This window comes from Pseudomonas kulmbachensis (assembly GCF_963681935.1).
In the GTDB taxonomy this organism is placed as follows: domain Bacteria; phylum Pseudomonadota; class Gammaproteobacteria; order Pseudomonadales; family Pseudomonadaceae; genus Aquipseudomonas; species Aquipseudomonas kulmbachensis.
Genome location: NZ_OY817088.1, coordinates 4,445,001 through 4,461,032 on the forward strand (window position 1 = coordinate 4,445,001; position 16,032 = coordinate 4,461,032).

The following is a 16,032-nucleotide window of genomic DNA, read 5'->3' on the forward strand; positions in this document are numbered from 1 at the left end:
TTACGACGCAAACGCAGTAAGTACTGAATCGGACCCGATGCCGCATACACCAGGAAGGCCAGCAACAGGATGCGTGGCGGATCGCTGAACACAACAGCGAATACCAGAACCACAGCCAGGATCGCCACAAAAGGAACACGCCCTTTCAAATCCAGCTCTTTAAAGCTGTTGTACTTGATATTGCTGACCATCAACATGCCAGCGGCAGCGACCAGCAAGGCAACCAGGAACGACATTTTCGATCCCTGGATCCCGTAATCACTGAATGCCCAAACAATACCCGCTACCACACCTGCAGCAGCCGGGCTGGCCAACCCGATGAAGTAACGCTTATCCGCTGTTCCGACCTGCGTGTTAAAACGCGCCAGACGCAACGCCGCACCCGCTACATAGATGAAGGCAACCATCCAGCCGACCTTGCCCATATCTCCCAGCGCCCAGCCAAAGGCCAGCAATGCAGGTGCCACACCAAAGGCAACCATGTCCGACAAGGAGTCGTACTCGGCGCCAAATGCACTTTCGGTGTTGGTCATACGGGCTACACGACCATCAAGACCATCCAGCACCATTGCGATAAAAATCGCGATGGCCGCAAACGCAAAATATTTGCTTGCGCCAGCAGCGTCACCCGCACTCATGGCGCTTTGGGCACTCATGGAGCTGATGATCGAATAAAAACCGGCGAACAGGTTCGCAGTGGTGAAAAGGTTCGGCAGCAGATAGATACCACGATGCCGGACTTTACGCCCTTCGGCGTCATGCCCTTCTTCGACATGCTCATCGATAGGCAGCAGGCTATCGGCGTCTGAAGCCGCTTTTGGCTCTTCGGGACGTTCGCTCATGGACATTACCTTGCAACGATATGGAAAGTTTCGATAGAAGCTTGGGGCCAACATGCACCCGCAAACGATCCTGCTTTATACCAGAAGCTGGCGCTCAAACGAAAAAACGCGGCCTAGGCCGCGTTTTCTCTACAGACCAAGAACTTAGTTCTTGGCTTGGTCAACGATCTTGTTCGCGCCGATCCAAGGCATCATCGAACGCAATTGTCCGCCGATGACTTCGATGCCGTGAGCAGCGTTGTTACGACGCTTGGCGGTCATCGATGGGTAGCCGGTAGCACCTTCACTGATGAACATCTTCGCGTATTCACCATCTTGAATGCGCTTCAAAGCGTTACGCATTGCTTGACGGGATTCAGCGTTGATCACTTCTGGACCGGTAACGTACTCGCCGTACTCAGCGTTGTTGGAGATCGAGTAGTTCATGTTGGCGATACCGCCTTCGTACATGAGGTCAACGATCAACTTCAACTCGTGCAAGCACTCGAAGTAAGCCATTTCTGGCGCGTAACCGGCTTCAACCAGAGTTTCAAAGCCAGCTTTAACCAGCTCAACAGTACCGCCACACAGAACAGCCTGCTCGCCGAACAGGTCGGTTTCAGTCTCGTCCTTGAAGGTGGTTTCGATGATACCGGTACGACCGCCGCCCACGCCCGAAGCGTAAGACAGTGCCAGGTTTTTGGCATTGCCCGAAGCATCCTGGTAGATAGCGATCAGGTCAGGGATACCGCCGCCGCGTACGAATTCAGAACGCACAGTGTGGCCCGGAGCTTTTGGCGCGATCATGATCACGTCAAGGTCAGCACGCGGTACAACCTGGTTGTAGTGGATTGCGAAACCATGGGAGAACGCCAGGGTTGCGCCTTTTTTGATGTTCGGCTCGATTTCATTCTTGTACAGCGCGGACTGGAACTCGTCCGGAGTCAGAATCATGACCAGGTCAGCAGCGGCAACAGCGCTGGCAACGTCAGTCACTTTCAGGCCGTGAGCCTCAGCCTTGGCGACAGTGGCCGAACCTTTACGCAGACCAACAGTAACGTCAACGCCGGAGTCTTTCAGGTTGCAGGCTTGGGCGTGACCCTGGGAGCCGTAACCGATAATGGCTACTTTTTTGCCCTGGATGATCGAAAGGTCGCAGTCTTTGTCGTAATAAACTTTCATGATTTTCCCTTATATCCAGGCCATTCAGGCCAATTAGCACTTATTAGTTTTAGATGCTGAGTACTTTGTCGCCACGGGCAATCCCGGTGACGCCACTGCGAACTGTTTCCAGGATCGAGGCGGTCCCAATCGACTGGATGAAACTGTCGAGCTTCTCGCTGGTGCCTGTCAACTGCACGGTGTACACACTGGCGCTGACATCAACGATCTGCCCACGGAAAATATCCGTTGTACGCTTGATCTCTGCGCGCTGTGCGCCTGTCGCCTTGACCTTTACCAGCATCAACTCGCGCTCGATGTGAGCACTTTCCGACAGGTCCACCAACTTGACCACTTCAATCAACTTGTTCAGGTTTTTGGTGATCTGCTCGATCACTTCATCATGCCCCACCGTGGTCAGCGTCAGACGCGACAAGGTCGGATCCTCGGTTGGTGCCACCGTCAGGCTTTCGATGTTGTAGTTACGTTGCGAAAAAAGCCCGACAACACGAGACAAGGCGCCCGGTTCGTTTTCAAGAAGCAAGGAAATAATGTGCCGCATGATTAAGTACGCTCCGTCTTGCTCAGCCACATGTCGCGCATGGAGCCATCTTTGATCTGCATCGGATAAACGTGCTCACTGGTATCAACCTGGATATCCAGGAACACCAGGCGATCCTTCATGGCAAAGGCCTCTTCCATCTTCGGTTTGAGGTCTTTCAGATCAGTGATCCGAATACCCACATGCCCATAAGCCTCTGCCAGCTTGACGAAATCAGGCAGCGATTCCATGTACGAGTGCGAGTGACGGCTGCCGTAGTTCATGTCCTGCCACTGGCGCACCATGCCAAGCACACCGTTGTTGAGGCTGATGATTTTTACCGGCAAGCCATACTGCAAACACGTCGACAGTTCCTGAATATTCATCTGAATACTGCCCTCACCCGTTACACAGGCAACGTCAGCATCAGGGAAGCTCAGTTTTACACCCATCGCCGCCGGGAAACCGAAACCCATCGTGCCCAGGCCGCCAGAGTTGATCCAGCGATTAGGCTTGTTGAAGCGGTAGTATTGGGCCGCAAACATCTGGTGCTGACCCACATCGGACGTTACATACGCATCGCCCTTGGTCACTTCGCAGAGCATCTCGATAACAGCCTGAGGCTTGATCACGCTGCCGTCGCCCTTGTTATAAGGGAACAGGTCACCATCACCACGCCACTCGTCGATCTGCTTCCACCAACTGGCAACTGCCTCCGGGTTCGGCTTATCGCCAATTTCCTTGAGGATTGCGACCATTTCGCTCAACACGCTCTCTACCGGACCTACGATCGGCACATCTGCCTTGATGGTCTTGGAGATGGACGCCGGGTCGATATCAATATGGATAATTTTGGCGTTCGGGCAGAACTTGGATGGACCGTTGATTACACGGTCATCAAAGCGCGCGCCTACAGCCAGGATCACGTCAGCGTTGTGCATGGTCATGTTGGCAGTGAAGCTGCCATGCATACCGAGCATGCCGACGAACTGACGGTCGGTGCCAGGGTAGGCACCCAGGCCCATCAACGTATTGGTTACGGGTACGTTGAGCATTTTTGCCAACTCGGTCAGCGGAGCCGAACCGCCGCCCAAAATAACCCCGCCGCCTGCATAAAGCACAGGGCGCTTGGCTGCCAGCAGCATCTCTGCCGCCTTGCGAATCTGGCCTGAGTGACCACGCAGGGCCGGGCTGTAAGAACGCAACTTGGCTTTTTTCGGGAAAACGTATTCGAACTTCTCGGCCGGGTTGGTCATGTCTTTCGGAATATCGACCACTACCGGACCAGGACGACCGGATTGAGCGAGGTAGAACGCCTTTTTCATGACCTCCGGGATTTCCGAAGCATGCTTGATCATAAAGCTGTGCTTCACGATGGGCCGAGAGATACCGATCATGTCGGTCTCCTGGAAAGCATCAGTCCCGACCATGGTGCTAGGCACCTGACCAGAAATGATCACCATCGGAATGGAGTCCATGTAGGCAGTGGCAATCCCGGTGATGGCGTTGGTAGCACCCGGTCCGGAAGTAACCAGTACTACACCGGCCTTACCGGTTGCACGGGCATAGCCGTCAGCCATATGGGTAGCAGCTTGTTCGTGGCGAACCAGGATGTGGGTAACTTCCGGCTCTTTGAACAGTGCGTCGTAGACATGCAGAAGAGCACCACCAGGGTACCCGTAGATATATTTGACACCTTCGTCGCGCAAAAAGCGCACGAGCATCTCACCGCCAGATAAAAGCTCCACGTTGTTCACCTCTAAAACGCCAGAATACCGTTCACAAAAATACGAACGGGTCTTAATAGGTTTACTTTTCAGCAGAGCATGAGCGACGGTGGTCGCCGACTACGTCAGCACTGACTGAGCAAGTATTGGGAACTCCCCAAATGTTGCGGGGGTTTCCCACCCAGCGCGAGGTAACGCGTTGCGGGTGTTGCAGGTCGGCGCGGGTGTGCGCCTCATGATCTGCTGAGAGGGTCTGCTTCTGGCAGTCCCTCTACAGCGGGACTTCGATTCTTGTCATTAGGCCAGCCCAAGTCAAGCCATCTATGAGATTTATTTTCATAAACCGACAGGAACGCACAAAAAAACGCGCGAAATGACAGAAACTGACAAGAAAATGGATGACTGCCAGCAAAAACTGGCAGCTATGACCTCAAGCGGAGGGGCTGATCAACAGGTCAAAACCTTCGAAGTGCTTGAGCAGTGGCTTCCAGTTTCCGCGACGCTGTGCAAAAACCTGGTCAGCCATATGCCGAATACCCGAAACATTTGGCAATGGCAGACCCTGCTCAACAATGACTTTCATCTTCGGCAGGAAGATCCACTGCACCCACAGCTCAAAGTCGAGCCGGTCGACGCTGAATGGCTCTTGGCTGGACAAGTCGTGCTCCGTAGGAACCTTGTCGCTCCACAACCCCTGCGTGCGCATTTCCTGCTCGATCAGCAACAAGAACTCGGCGACTTCAGGAGTACGTGAGTCCATAACCATCAGAGACTCACCTTGGCTTTTTGACGAGCCAGTGCAGCGCCTGCTGCATCGCCTTGTTTCTCACGCGCCTGGGCAATCAAACCCCACAGGCTCGCTTGCAAATCCGGGCGGCCATTGGCGAAAGTCAAACCACGACGGGCAAACTGCTCCGCCTGGGCAGCATCACCCTGAGCCATACGGACCTGGGCCAGACGGTAAAGCACTTGGGGCTCACGAGGTGCCACGCGCTGAGCCCGCTCAAGGCTCGACGACGCGCCGTTCAAGTCCCCGCTCGACTGTTGCTGCTGTGCGGTGGTGAGCAGCGCCAGCACCGGGCCGTCCAGTTGCTCGTCAGCAGCCAGACCACCGCCACTGCTGTTCGATGGAATACCACTTGGTGTAATCGGTGCCGGTGCACTGTAAGTATTACTCGGCGTGTAGCTACCCGTGCTGATAGGCGCGGCAGCTGGCCCCGGAGTAATTGGCCCCGGAGTAATTGGCCCCGGTGTGAAAGGCTGAGTGCTGATCGGTGTCGAAACACTGGCAGCGCCACCCGGGACCATCACCACAACACCCGAGTCCTCGGTAATCGTGCGCGCTTGAGCTGCCCGCGGAACAGCGGCCTGTGGATAACTCCCCGCCGTACGCTGGGCCGAAATACGTTCGTTATTGGATACCGGAACACCAGAATCGACCACAGGAATCGAACCCTGCGGTACGCTGGCACAACCATTGAGCAAAGCCAGGGCTGAAACAGCCGCAATCCACCACTTATTCACGTCAAACCCTCTTTGCTTAATTCAACCAGCCCTTGACCCAATCCATCACGGCGTCACCCGTGGCAGGCGCCTGCCCACCACAACTGGCCCCCGCTGGCGGCTCACTGCCGCGAATATACGGCATCTGTACCGCGCCAGGGCAGCTGGCATCAGATCCTTGACCGGTATGCGGATCAATCCAGGCCTGAACAATGTTATCGGGCTGAGGCATATCGAGCGGCAGGGGACCTGCTTTGCTCATAAAGCTGGTCCACACCTGCAAGGCCCCGGTGGCACCGGTAAACGGTGTTTTGCCATTGTCATCGCGGCCCAGCCATACAACTGCCAGCAAATCCTGGCTGAACCCTGCGAACCAGCTGTCACGAGAGTCGTTACTGGTGCCGGTTTTACCTGCCAACGTAAGGTTTTTTGGCAATACGTTATAGACCGAGCGCCCTGTACCTTCGCGCATCACATGCTGCATCGCGTTCTGAATCAGGAAAATCGAACCCGGATCAAAGCGCTGCTGGATCTGGAACGGATAACGCTTGAGCGGCTGACCTTCAGCTGTCAACACGCTGCGAATACCGCGCATGGGCGTATTGAAGCCGCCGTTGGCCAAGGTCTGATACATCGTCGCCACTTCCATCGGGCTCAATGCGCCAGCCCCCAGCAACATGGAAGGGAACGCAGGGAATTGCCGCTCTACCCCCAGTCGCGCCAATGTCTTGAGGACGTTAGGCACCCCGACTTCCTGCCCCAACCTTACCGTGCCGAGGTTGTAGGAATTCATCATCGACTGGTAGAGGAAAATCGTACCGTGCGAGCGCCGATCATAGTTCTGAGGTTTCCAGATCTGGCCATCTGCGCCTTTGATCGATAGCGGCTCATCCGACAGCCAACTGGTCAGTGTGTACTGACTCGGCCGTTCAAGCGCCGTGAGATAGACCGCAGGTTTGATCAGGGAGCCAATCGGCCTCACCGCATCCAGTGCACGGTTAAAGCCTGCATAGCCTGGAGCACGACTGCCGATCAGCGCCTGAACCTCACCGGTTTCCGGGTTGGTCACCACCATCGCGGCTTCAACCTCATCCGATCCCTTGCGCCCGGCAAGTCGCTTGAAGGTTTCACCGACAGCTGCCTCAGACTTCATCTGCAGGATCGGGTCGAAGCTGGTGAAGATCCTCAACCCTTCTTCGGTCAAGTCTTCGTCACGATAGTCTTCACGCAACTGACGCTTGACCAAATCCAGGAAGCCCGGGAATGAGCTGTCTGCCAGACTGCCGCGCGTGGTCACGCCCAGCGGCATTTTCTTCGCTGCGGCAACTTGCTCAGGCGTTGCAACACCTTGCTGCTCCAGCAAATCGAGCACAAGGTTACGGCGCATCAGCGCACGTTCAGGATAGCGTCGCGGGTTATAGGCTGACGGCCCTTTGACCATACCTACCAGCAGCGCCACTTGATGCAACTTGAGCTCGGCCAGCGGCTGGCTGAAGAAGAACTGACTGGCCAAACCAAAGCCGTGAACAGCGCGCTGGCCGTCCTGGCCGACAAACACTTCGTTGAGATACGCCTCAAGAATTTCGCGCTTGTCGTAATGCAACTCCAGCAACAACGCCATCATTGCTTCGGTCAACTTGCGGGTCAGACTGCGCTCATTGGTCAGATAGAAATTCTTGACCAACTGCTGGGTCAACGTACTGCCGCCCTGGCGCATTTGCCCGGCCGAAGTGTTGACCCACATGGCCCGCGCGATCGACTTCGGCGACACCCCAAAGTGATGATAGAAGTCCCTGTCCTCTACGGTTACCAGCGTATCAAGCAGAAACGGCGGCACCTGATCAATATTGATCAGGATCCGGTCTTCGAGGTTTTTCGGATAGATACCACCGATCAACAAGGGCTCAAGGCGCACCACGGGCAGCTTGGAGCCATTGGTCGATAAAAGCTCTGCCACATAATCGCCAGAAAAGCGTATCCGCACTGGCTGTGCCTGCTCGGCACCTTCATAGAATTGGAAACCACGGGTATTGAGGTCGACCGTGTTGCCATTAACCGCTGCAGCACCTGGGCCATTGGCAACGCTTTCGCGGCGATAGCCCAAGGCGTCGAGCTCCGTGAGGAAGTCGTTCTTGCTCAGCTTCTGGCCGACGAACAGCTCCAGCGGCCGAGCATAAACCTTGGCCGGGATGGTCCAGCGCTTGCCGGAGAACTTCTCCTGGACGATGGCATCGAGGTAGACGGCAAAACCTGCCAGCACCACCAGGCCGACCAGACTGAGCTTGATTGCCCAGCCGAGCCAGGGCCGAAGGCCGCCAGAAGGACGTTTGGAACGGGAGCGAGGGGATCGGGTACGAGTCATGGCGCGAGATTATACGCACTTTATTCATGTTCATCATGCGCAGCCCGGCGGTTTGCACTCCCGCTGTCAGCGGCCATAATGGCGCATTGAATTTTCCAGACCTTGAAGGATCAACCGTGAGCCAGAACCTGATTACAGCCCTGCAGAACCCGGACCTCTACCCCCATCAAGTCGATAAGTTTCAGGTTATCGAGACTCACATCTCCTGGGTCATTCTCACCGGCCCGTACGCCTACAAGCTAAAGAAACCGGTCAACTTTGGCTTCCTTGACTTTACCGAGCTCAGCGGTCGTGAACACTTCTGCAATGAAGAGCTGCGCCTGAACCAGCGCCTGACCGAAGGCCTGTACCTCGACGTGTTGCCGATCACCGGTACAGCCGAGGCGCCAACGCTGGGCGGCGAAGGTCCGGTGATTGAATACGCACTAAAAATGCGCCAGTTTCCGCAAAGCCAGCTACTGAGCACGTTGCAAGCCAATGGCGAGCTTAATGCCGCCCATATTGACGAGATGGCCCAGCAAATTGCCCATTTCCACACGCAGGCGCCCCACGTTCCTCTAGACCATTATCAAGGCACTCCAGACGCCGTGATGGACCCGGTCCGCCAGAACTTCGAGCAAATTCGCCCATTCCTCGTGGATAAAGCCGACCTGCTGCAACTGGAGGCCCTTCAGGCCTGGGCAGAGGCAAGCTTTACACGCCTCAAGCCACTGTTTGAACAGCGCAAGGCCCAAGGATTTATCCGCGAATGCCACGGTGATATTCACTTGGGCAACGCCACGATGATTGATGGCAAGGTCGTAATTTTTGACTGCATCGAATTCAACGAGCCTTTCCGCTTCACCGACGTGTATGCCGATACCGCCTTCCTGGCGATGGACCTTGAAGACCGCGGCCTGAAGTCTCTGGCACGACGCTTTGTCAGCCAGTACCTGGAGCTGACCGGTGATTACCAGGGGCTTGAGCTGCTGAACTTCTACAAGGCCTACCGTGCGCTGGTTCGCGCCAAAGTCAGTCTGTTCAGCATGCCTGCCGAAGCCAGCCCGGTGCAACGCGCAGCCACCCTGCGTCAGTACCGTAACTACGCCAACCTGGCGGAAAGCTACAGCACTATTCCGTCACGTTTCCTGACCATTACCCATGGCGTTTCGGCTGTAGGTAAAAGCTCAGTAGCCATGCGACTGGTTGAGGCGCTGGGAGCGATTCGTCTGCGCTCAGACGTTATCCGCAAGCAACTGTTCGGCAAGCAGACCGCTGAAAACGCTGTAGGAGATGGCATCTATAATGCCGACGCCAGCGCAGCAACCTACAACAAACTGCATGAGCTGGCTGGCATCGTGCTGCGCGCGGGCTTCCCCGTCGTTATTGACGCCACCTACCTCAAACGCGAGCAGCGCGACGCCGCCGCCAAGGTTGCAGAAGCCACCGGTGTACCTTGCCTGATCCTCGACTGTACCGCGCCAGACGCTGTGATCGAAGGTTGGCTGGCCCACCGCAAGTCCATTGGCACCGACCCTTCCGACGCCACCCTCGAAGTGGTCAAGGCCCAGCAAGCCAACCGCCAAGCGCTGGGCGCCGATGAAATTCTGCGCAGCAAGCGTGTTGAAACCCACAACAGCAAAAGCCTCGACACCCTGATTGCGGACATTCGTCAGCGCTTGCCAGGCCTGTAAGAATTCGCGTTCGCCGTGAAACCGCAATGGTTTCACGGCACCCGATAGTGGCACTATAATATTAGTTACCACATCCGGCTGGAGCCCTACCATGAGCCATCCCAAGTTGCTTGAGTCGGCGCTCTACGCTCTGCTGCATAAAGATGATATCCGCGGTTTCAATCAGCAGCGTCCTGCCGGACATATCGACATGCGCGGCGGAGACTTTCGTGGGCTGGATTTACGCGAGTTACAAGTCGAAGACGTGGACTTCACCGACGGTTATTTCCGCTCAGCCGACTTGCGCGGCCTGGACCTGCGCACGTCTTGCATCGAAGGTGCCAGCCTGGCCCATGCACAGATTTCAGGTGCCTATTTCCCGGTCGAGCTGACGGCCGATGAAATTCTGATGTCGGTTAATTTTGGCACCCGCCTGCGCTACCGCACCAAGTGACGCAAATACGACACCCGGTCCGAGGTTAAAGCGTCGTAGTAATACCGCTCTGTTGACCCGGACACAGCCACCTGCCCGTCTGGCCCCTTGCCACTGTCCGACAGAAAGCAGCCTGAACTGGGTACTCCTTGTTCCAAAACCGACTAATGGACTGCGGTTTTCCTACTGAGCGCTACACTTCGTAGGATCACCATGCCCTGTAAACGCTGAGCTCACGCCGTCGCAAGGAGAGCAGATGAATGATGAACTCCAGCATTTGAAAAACCTCGGAAAAACCTCGGCCCAATGGCTACATGCTGTTGGCATCCATAGTGCCTCTGACTTGAAGCGCTTAGGCGCCGTAGATGCTTATCGAGCGGTGAAAGCCAGGGGCTTCAGGGCCTCTAAAGTGCTTCTGTATGCCATTGAAGGGGCCTTGCTGGATGTGCACTGGAATGACATTCCGGCAGAACGCAAAGAAGCCCTTAACCGGCAAGTCGAGCATTTGGAAGCACTGAGCAAAGCCTGAAGTGACGGTTTAAGCCACACAAGATGAACGGTAAAAAACAGCTATTGACACTGGAATGAGAATTGTTATTATTACGCCATCTGGTCGCGAGACCAGTCGATCTTCTGGAAGGCCCTTGGTTCGGACTCTCAGAAAATCTCCTCATCAGGCTAATCACGGTTATTTGACCCGGCTCTTGCCGGGTCTTTTTTTGCCTGTTGAAAAGCACCAGCAAAAAAGTAACTGGCGCTATAGTTCAGCGGGCAATGACCAAAGGACACCCCAGTTCCGGATGAGGTTGTACTAAAACATCCAGACCAAAAACGGCCTTTAGAGCGTCCGGCTGCAATACCACTTGCGGGCAATCAAGGGCTCGCGGACGCCCCTCCTCAAGCAACAGCAAGCGATCGCAGTAACGCGCCGCCAGATTCAAGTCATGCAGGATGATCAGTACCGCCGCGCCGCGATCAGCGAATGCCCGAATGGCCTTGAGCGTGGTGTGTTGATGCAAAGGGTCGAGCATCGAGGTTGGCTCATCGAGCAACAGGGTCTGCCCGCTTTGACCTGGCCATAATTGCGCCAGTACTCGTGCCAGATGTACCCGCTGGCGTTCACCCCCCGATAACGCCAGATAGCTGCGCCCCGCCAGGTGCTCAACATCCGCAGCCTGCAATGCGGCCTGAATGATTTCCGAGTCACGAGTACGGCCTGTCTGATGAGGTAGCCGGCCCATGCCTACGACCTCTTCAACACGAAAGGCGAAATCCAGGGTCGAAGTTTGCGGCAAGACGGCAAGGCGCTGTGCCCGCTGCGCGCCTTTCCAGTGACCCAAGGCCTGCTGATCCAACCAGACTTGCCCCCCGCTCGGTGCCAGTTCCCCGCATAACGCTGCCAGCAATGTGCTTTTCCCCGCGCCATTGGGCCCCAGTACGCCCAACACTTCCCCCGGGCGCACATCAAGGGTGACATCCGCCAGCACGATTTTCTGATCGCGACGGATCTGCAAGTTTTGCGCACGCAGCATCAGTGACGACCTCGTAACAGTAGGAACAGGAAGAACGGCGCACCGAGAAATGCGGTAACAATCCCGATCGGCAGCTCTGCCGGTGCCAGGGCCAGCCGTGCAACCAAGTCGGCGAACAGCAGCAACGTCGCCCCCGCCAGGACCGATGCAGGCAACAGCACTCGATGATCAGGCCCCGCCAGCAACCGCACCAAATGCGGTACCACCAGCCCGATAAAGCCGATCATGCCTGCCGCCGCCACTGCGGCCCCCACACCCAGAGCGGTGCAAAACACCAGTTCACGCTTCAGACCTTCAACATCAATTCCTAGATGATTGGCTTCCGACTCTCCAAGCAACAGCGCATTGAGCGCACTCGCCCGCCGGGGCAGCCACAACGCAACGCCCACGGTGACAATCAACAATGGCCACAACCGCGCGTAACTGGCGCCATTAAGGCTGCCCAGATTCCAGAACGTCAGCGTACGCAATGTTGCGTCATCGGCCAGATAGGTAAACAAGCCTACCGCCGACCCGGCCAAAGCTGTCAGCGCTATCCCCGCCAACAGCATGACGGCTACATTGGTCTGACCGTTACGGCGTCCCAGTCGATACACCAGCGCTGTCACCCCCAAACCACCGAGAAATGCACATAACGACAGTAAATAAGGCCCGATAAATTCCGGTAGCCCGCCAAAAGCGGCTCCGCCAACAATCGCAATCGCCGCACCCAACGCCGCACCACTGGACACACCGACCAACCCGGGATCCGCCAGCGGGTTGCGAAACAAACCCTGCATGGCCACGCCCGACAGCGCCAACACCCCGCCTACCGCCAGACCCAACAAGGTGCGCGGCAAACGAATCTGCCCCAGGATCAGCTCAGCCTGCTCCAGCCCGTCACCCTGAATCGGCACGCCGAGCAGCCGCAGGGCGGCGCGCAAGGTGTCAAACAGCGGCAAACTCACCGGCCCCAGCGCCAGCGACAGCCAAATCGACAACAGGCACAGCGCGCTCAGCCCTATAAATAGAGAGCGGGGTTTAACCAGCGTCTTCATTGGCTTGCCGGAACCGTTGGATAAAACTCAGTTGTCAGTTGCTTCAAACTGGCCGGCAACCGTGGTCCCAGACCGCCCACCAGCAGCGTCGGGTCCAACTCGTACACCCGGCCATTTTTGGCGGCGCGAATAGACATCAATATCGGATTTTCCTTCATCAGTGCCTGGCGAACCGCCTCACCTGTCAGGCTACGATCAGCAAACACCAGCACTTCAGGATTGAGTCCCGCCAGCGCTTCCACCGAAAACGGCTTGTAGCCTTTATGCGTGGCCAGGTTATGCCCACCGGCTTGAGTCAGCAGCCAGTCTGCGGCGGTGTCCTTGCCGGCGATCAACGGCTTGCCGCCTGCATGGCCCAATAGCAGCAATACTCCGGGGGCCTTGTGACCTGCTTGTGCGGACTTGACCTGTTGCTGATGCTGCTCAAGCTGCTGTTGATAACTCTTGAACACCTGTGCCGCCTGCTCCTCGTCCCCCAGAAGCAGCCCCAGATGTTGCAAAGTACCTTCAAGACTTGCGAGGTCTGCCTGTGCCGAAAACATCTCGACCGCCACACCGGCACCACGAATTTGTGCCAGAACAGGCGGCGGCCCCATCTCTTCAGTGCCGATCAGGACATCCGGTTTCAAACTCAAGATCCCTTCTGCCGAGAGCTGGCGCTGATACCCAACGCTGGGCAGCGACTTGAGTGATTCAGGATGTTGACTGGTGGTATCGACCCCAACCAATTTAGACTCTGCGCCTAACACGCTGACCCATTCCGAAAGCGCTCCCCCTGCACTGACCCAGCGTTGCGGCAACTCACCAGCCAGGCTGGCATGAGTGATCATAAGGCCTGCACAGAGCGTAATCAGGCGGAGACTCAAGCGCATACAGAGGCATTCCTTGAAAAAGAGGGCTCAACGGGACAAAGGAATTGTCACGCCGTGAAAACAGTACATCGCGGAGCAAGGCGCCATTTGATAATTGTTTGCATTTGCACGTCAACCTCTTAACCCAACCTGAAACACGTCTTCGACACAACTGTTTGGCTGCTATTAAGGATTGTCATGAAGTTTTTATGCCCCTCTGCGGCACTTGGCGAAGGTTCCAGCCGCGGCTTCGAGTTGGACGATCTGCGTTTGCTGGTCATTCGCCGTGATGGCCAAGTTTATGCCTACAAAAACCGCTGCCCCCATCGCGGGGTACCGCTGGAGTGGCAACCGGATCAATTTCTCGACTCAAGCGCCAGCCTGATCCAGTGTGCTACCCACTCTGCGCTGTTCCTGATCGAAAGCGGGGAGTGCATTGCCGGGCCTTGCGCCGGGCAATTTCTGACGGCCCTTGGCTGTCGCGAAGACAGCCAAGGGATCTGGATTACACCAGAAGCTTCAGAGGATGACGTCTAACCGACGATCAACCACCACCGCGTCAGAGGTCAGGCTTACACCATAAGCCAGCACTTGCACCCCGGCTGCTACTGCCTCGCGCAATGCTGCGGCGTAAGCCGGGTCGATTTCTTCTGCAGGACGTACAGCGTCGACCCCCGTAAGGTTGACGCAATACAGCTGGACTGCACGGACACCTTCGCGCGCCAGAGTCGCCAGCTCGCGTAAATGCTTGGCGCCACGCTGGGTTACGGCATCCGGAAATGCCGCGACACGAGAGTCGTCAAAACCCAGGGTGACACTTTTGACCTCGACAAAGGCAAAGCCCTGCGGGTACTCCAGGCGAAAATCAATCCGGCTCTTCTCTTGCCCATAAGGCACTTCGCGCTTGAGCGCAGTGAACCCATCCAGCTCAGTAATCACCCCCGCCAGCAGCGCTTCCTCGATCAAGCGATTGGCGCGCCCGGTGTTCACACACGCCAGCCGCCCCTGCGGGGTTTGCGTGATTTCCCAGGTGCCCGGCAACTTGCGTTTGGGATCATTGGAGCGGCTGAACCAAACCTGACCGCCCTCAACCATGCAATTAAGCATAGAGCCCGTATTCGGGCAGTGAATGGTCAGCAACTCGCCGCTGGTGGTTTCAATGTCCGCCAGAAAACGCTTGTAGCGTTTTATCAGCCGCCCTTCTTCCAGCTCAGGTGAGAAACGCATCAGCCCTTCCAGCTCTTGAGGCCACGGGCGATCCGCTCTACGGCCTCCTGCAGACGCGGCAAACTTTGGGTATAGGCAAACCGTACGTGGTGCCCGGACTTGTAACGCCCAAAGTCCAGGCCCGGAGTAAAGGCTATGTGCTGGGTTTCGAGAAAATGCTGGCAAAACGCAAACGCATCACCGCCAAACGCACTGATATCGGCGTACAGGTAAAACGCACCTTCGGGTTCTACTGCAATGCCAAAGCCCAGCTCACGCAAGGCTGGTAACAGAAAGTCACGACGCCGACCGAACTCGGTCCGCCGCTCTTCCAGAATGGCCAGCGTCTGCGGCTCAAAACAAGCCAGAGCTGCGTACTGGGCCATGCTTGGCGCGCTGATATAGAGGTTTTGTGCGAGCTTCTCCAGATCGGCCACGGCTTCAGGTGGCGCCACCAGCCAGCCCAGACGCCATCCGGTCATGCCGAAATACTTGGAGAAACTATTGAGTACAAAAGCACTGTCATCGACTTCCAGCACGCTCGTAGCATCACAACCATAGGTCAGGCCGTGATAGATCTCGTCCACTACAAGATGCCCATTACGAGCCTTGATCGCCGTCGACAGGGCTACCAGCTCATCACGACTCAACATAGTCCCGGTAGGGTTGGCTGGCGATGCAACCAGCGCACCAACGCTGTCTTGATCCCAATAGCGTTCAACCAGATCCGCCGTCAGTTGGTAGCGCACATCCGGCCCCACCGGCACCAATTGCGCAGCGCCTTCAACCAGGCGCAGGAAATGTCGATTACACGGGTAGCCCGGATCCGCAAGCAGCCAGTGCTTACCCGGATCAACCAGTAGGCTTGTTGCCAGCAACAAGGCGCCAGAACCGCCCGGTGTGATAAGGATCCGCGAGGGGTCGATATTCAACCCATAGCGTTGTTGGTAGAAACCAGAGATTGCTTCACGCAGCTGCGGCAAGCCACGGGCAGCGGTATAGCGGGTCTTTCCGGCGGCCAAAGCGGCCTGCCCGGCGGCAATGATAGGCTCAGCCGTGGTGAAGTCCGGCTCGCCGATTTCCAGGTGAATCACATCGTGCCCCGCAGCCTGCAGCTCGTTGGCACGCGCCAACAACGCCATTACGTGGAACGGTTCAATTGCGCGGCTGCGCGCACTGTAAGACTGAGCCATTAGCCTGTTTTCC

Annotated in this window: 15 protein-coding genes and 1 pseudogene (1 of these 16 cut by a window edge); 4 read left to right on the plus strand and 12 right to left on the minus strand. The window is 56.6% G+C overall.

Going from position 1 to position 16,032, the window contains the following annotated elements; translation table 11 throughout:
• The 7 genes from pssA to mrcB form a co-directional block, all read right to left on the minus strand.
• Window positions 1-842, minus strand: partial view of a CDP-diacylglycerol--serine O-phosphatidyltransferase gene (gene pssA / locus U5A05_RS20570; protein ID WP_321834552.1) — the 5' portion only. The gene continues 16 nt to the left of window position 1, outside the view; 842 of the gene's 858 nt are visible here — the first part of the coding sequence; the start codon lies at window positions 840-842; the stop codon falls past the left edge of the window.
• A gap of 144 nt (window positions 843-986) precedes the next feature.
• Entirely contained in the window at window positions 987-2,003 is a 1,017-nt protein-coding gene (gene ilvC / locus U5A05_RS20575; protein ID WP_095002580.1) for a ketol-acid reductoisomerase, read from the minus strand.
• A gap of 49 nt (window positions 2,004-2,052) precedes the next feature.
• A complete protein-coding gene (gene ilvN, locus U5A05_RS20580; RefSeq protein ID WP_016783407.1) occupies window positions 2,053-2,544 on the minus strand; it encodes an acetolactate synthase small subunit in 492 nt (163 codons plus the stop codon).
• 2 nt (window positions 2,545-2,546) lie between these two features.
• Window positions 2,547-4,271: an acetolactate synthase 3 large subunit gene (locus U5A05_RS20585; RefSeq protein WP_261739705.1), complete on the minus strand. Its 1,725-nt coding sequence runs from the start codon at window positions 4,269-4,271 to the stop codon at window positions 2,547-2,549.
• Between the two features lie 409 nt (window positions 4,272-4,680).
• Entirely contained in the window at window positions 4,681-5,010 is a 330-nt protein-coding gene (locus U5A05_RS20590; RefSeq protein ID WP_321836542.1) for a YqcC family protein, read from the minus strand.
• A 5-nt stretch (window positions 5,011-5,015) separates the two neighbouring features.
• Window positions 5,016-5,774 (minus strand): tetratricopeptide repeat protein, encoded by a 759-nt coding sequence (locus U5A05_RS20595; protein ID WP_321834557.1) that lies wholly within the window; start codon window positions 5,772-5,774, stop codon window positions 5,016-5,018.
• 16 nt (window positions 5,775-5,790) lie between these two features.
• Window positions 5,791-8,115, minus strand: a complete 2,325-nt coding sequence (mrcB, locus tag U5A05_RS20600) for a penicillin-binding protein 1B (protein ID WP_321834558.1) — start codon at window positions 8,113-8,115, stop codon at window positions 5,791-5,793.
• A 116-nt stretch (window positions 8,116-8,231) separates the two neighbouring features.
• Here mrcB and U5A05_RS20605 point away from each other — a divergent pair, with 116 nt between their 5' ends.
• The 3 genes from U5A05_RS20605 to U5A05_RS20615 all read left to right on the plus strand — a co-directional run bounded on the left by U5A05_RS20605 (window position 8,232) and on the right by U5A05_RS20615 (window position 10,729).
• Window positions 8,232-9,788 (plus strand): bifunctional aminoglycoside phosphotransferase/ATP-binding protein, encoded by a 1,557-nt coding sequence (locus tag U5A05_RS20605; protein ID WP_321834560.1) that lies wholly within the window; start codon window positions 8,232-8,234, stop codon window positions 9,786-9,788.
• Between the two features lie 91 nt (window positions 9,789-9,879).
• Complete coding sequence (locus U5A05_RS20610; RefSeq protein ID WP_261739709.1) at window positions 9,880-10,221, plus strand: pentapeptide repeat-containing protein; 342 nt, start codon at window positions 9,880-9,882, stop codon at window positions 10,219-10,221.
• A gap of 235 nt (window positions 10,222-10,456) precedes the next feature.
• On the plus strand, window positions 10,457-10,729 hold the full coding sequence (locus tag U5A05_RS20615; protein WP_261739710.1) for a TfoX/Sxy family protein: 273 nt from the start codon (window positions 10,457-10,459) through the stop codon (window positions 10,727-10,729).
• Between the two features lie 235 nt (window positions 10,730-10,964).
• On the opposite strand, the pseudogene U5A05_RS20620 reads toward U5A05_RS20615, so the two are convergent.
• From U5A05_RS20620 to U5A05_RS20630, 3 genes and pseudogenes are all read right to left on the minus strand, one after another.
• A pseudogene (locus U5A05_RS20620) lies at window positions 10,965-11,684 on the minus strand (heme ABC transporter ATP-binding protein); the annotation flags it as partial.
• 47 nt (window positions 11,685-11,731) lie between these two features.
• Window positions 11,732-12,715: a FecCD family ABC transporter permease gene (locus tag U5A05_RS20625; protein ID WP_321836543.1), complete on the minus strand. Its 984-nt coding sequence runs from the start codon at window positions 12,713-12,715 to the stop codon at window positions 11,732-11,734.
• 50 nt (window positions 12,716-12,765) lie between these two features.
• Complete coding sequence (locus U5A05_RS20630) at window positions 12,766-13,641, minus strand: heme/hemin ABC transporter substrate-binding protein (RefSeq protein ID WP_321834563.1); 876 nt, start codon at window positions 13,639-13,641, stop codon at window positions 12,766-12,768.
• A gap of 177 nt (window positions 13,642-13,818) precedes the next feature.
• Here U5A05_RS20630 and U5A05_RS20635 point away from each other — a divergent pair, with 177 nt between their 5' ends.
• Entirely contained in the window at window positions 13,819-14,157 is a 339-nt protein-coding gene (locus tag U5A05_RS20635) for a Rieske (2Fe-2S) protein (RefSeq protein WP_261739713.1), read from the plus strand.
• On the opposite strand, the gene sfsA is transcribed toward U5A05_RS20635, so the two are convergent.
• Together sfsA and U5A05_RS20645 are read right to left on the minus strand one after the other, a co-directional pair.
• Complete coding sequence (sfsA, locus tag U5A05_RS20640) at window positions 14,140-14,847, minus strand: DNA/RNA nuclease SfsA (protein ID WP_261739714.1); 708 nt, start codon at window positions 14,845-14,847, stop codon at window positions 14,140-14,142. The two genes, U5A05_RS20635 and sfsA, sit on opposite strands and share 18 nt — an antisense overlap.
• A complete protein-coding gene (locus tag U5A05_RS20645) occupies window positions 14,847-16,019 on the minus strand; it encodes a pyridoxal phosphate-dependent aminotransferase (protein WP_321834564.1) in 1,173 nt (390 codons plus the stop codon). The genes sfsA and U5A05_RS20645 overlap by 1 nt, the downstream gene beginning before the upstream one ends.
• Between the last annotated feature and the right edge of the window lie 13 nt (window positions 16,020-16,032).

What these genes read in the sequence shown, in the direction of transcription:
- ilvC (WP_095002580.1), bottom strand. Translation starts at nt 2,003, where the DNA reads ATGAAAGTTTATTACGACAAAGACTGCGACCTTTCGATCATCCAGGGC.
- ilvN (WP_016783407.1), bottom strand. Translation starts at nt 2,544, where the DNA reads ATGCGGCACATTATTTCCTTGCTTCTTGAAAACGAACCGGGCGCCTTG.
- U5A05_RS20590 (WP_321836542.1), bottom strand. Translation starts at nt 5,010, where the DNA reads ATGGACTCACGTACTCCTGAAGTCGCCGAGTTCTTGTTGCTGATCGAG.
- mrcB (WP_321834558.1), bottom strand. Translation starts at nt 8,115, where the DNA reads ATGACTCGTACCCGATCCCCTCGCTCCCGTTCCAAACGTCCTTCTGGC.
- U5A05_RS20610 (WP_261739709.1), top strand. Translation starts at nt 9,880, where the DNA reads ATGAGCCATCCCAAGTTGCTTGAGTCGGCGCTCTACGCTCTGCTGCAT.
- U5A05_RS20615 (WP_261739710.1), top strand. Translation starts at nt 10,457, where the DNA reads ATGAATGATGAACTCCAGCATTTGAAAAACCTCGGAAAAACCTCGGCC.
- U5A05_RS20630 (WP_321834563.1), bottom strand. Translation starts at nt 13,641, where the DNA reads ATGCGCTTGAGTCTCCGCCTGATTACGCTCTGTGCAGGCCTTATGATC.
- U5A05_RS20635 (WP_261739713.1), top strand. Translation starts at nt 13,819, where the DNA reads ATGAAGTTTTTATGCCCCTCTGCGGCACTTGGCGAAGGTTCCAGCCGC.
- sfsA (WP_261739714.1), bottom strand. Translation starts at nt 14,847, where the DNA reads ATGCGTTTCTCACCTGAGCTGGAAGAAGGGCGGCTGATAAAACGCTAC.
- U5A05_RS20645 (WP_321834564.1), bottom strand. Translation starts at nt 16,019, where the DNA reads ATGGCTCAGTCTTACAGTGCGCGCAGCCGCGCAATTGAACCGTTCCAC.